The 849-nt window shown below is 61.2% G+C and carries 2 protein-coding genes; both read right to left on the minus strand.

The features are described from left to right. Nucleotides 1-374, minus strand: a 374-nt coding sequence (locus I5M_RS28290) for a hypothetical protein (protein WP_040771948.1), incomplete at its 3' end; no start/stop codon positions are given. 232 nt (nt 375-606) lie between these two features. Beyond that, nucleotides 607-849: DUF6489 family protein (locus I5M_RS28295; RefSeq protein WP_022724477.1), on the minus strand; the 243-nt coding region annotated here is incomplete at its 5' end.

Genomic DNA, 849 nt, shown 5'->3' on the forward strand with positions numbered 1-849 from the left:
GACAGACGGACTGGATCTGCCCGCTTCGTTCCCGACTTGGCCGAGGCCAGACGATCGATGCCGTTGAAGAAGGTCTCGGCGTCGTCGCGCAGCGCCTGCTGGACGTTGCGGCTGATCTTGGCGGCTTCGCTGACCGAGCTGGCGACGGCGTCTTCGATCACGCTGGTCACCTTCTCGGTGCCGGCGTGAAGGTCGGCGGCCTTCTCCTTGGCGGTGCCGGCGGCGCGCTTGACGAAGTCGCGGGTCGCTTCCGGCACATCGAAGCCCTGCAGGTTCTTGAACGCGTTGGTGAACGGCTCAAACGCCTGCTTGACGTTCTCGATCACGGCTTCAGCCTGGCCTTGGCCGTGGCTCTCGGTATTTTCGTAAGTCATGGTCGTCTCCATCCTCGAGGTCTGAGCTATGGTCTCGTCCCGTCCATCACTTGGCCCGGGGTACCGTGAATATAGCTCCTCTTATGTTGCACTGCAATATCAATGTTGCAATGCAATATATCGACCTTCGACGATGGATTTGGGGGCCGGACACCGGCGAGCGTCAAACCGGGCCGGCAAACCGACCGTGAATTGGCCCCCACGGACCCGCGAGATCCAAGGGGGCTCCAGACTACTTCTTGTCCTTGGTGAGCGCGCTGCCCAGACCGGTCATCGAGATGAACATCTCGCCGAAGCGCTCGGCGAGCTTGGGATCGAAGGTGAACCAGGTCTTCATCAGCGCTTCTGGCGAGACCTTCTCGATATTGGTCAGCATCTGCTCCTGCAGCTTGTCCATCACCGCCGTCTGCATGGGCTGCACGTCCGGAAGACCGAAGAACTGCCGCGCTTCCNTCGGGGGTGCATCGATCTCGAC

It is taken from the genome of Rhodopseudomonas sp. B29, assembly GCF_000333455.1.
Taxonomy (GTDB): Bacteria; Pseudomonadota; Alphaproteobacteria; order Rhizobiales; family Xanthobacteraceae; genus Rhodopseudomonas.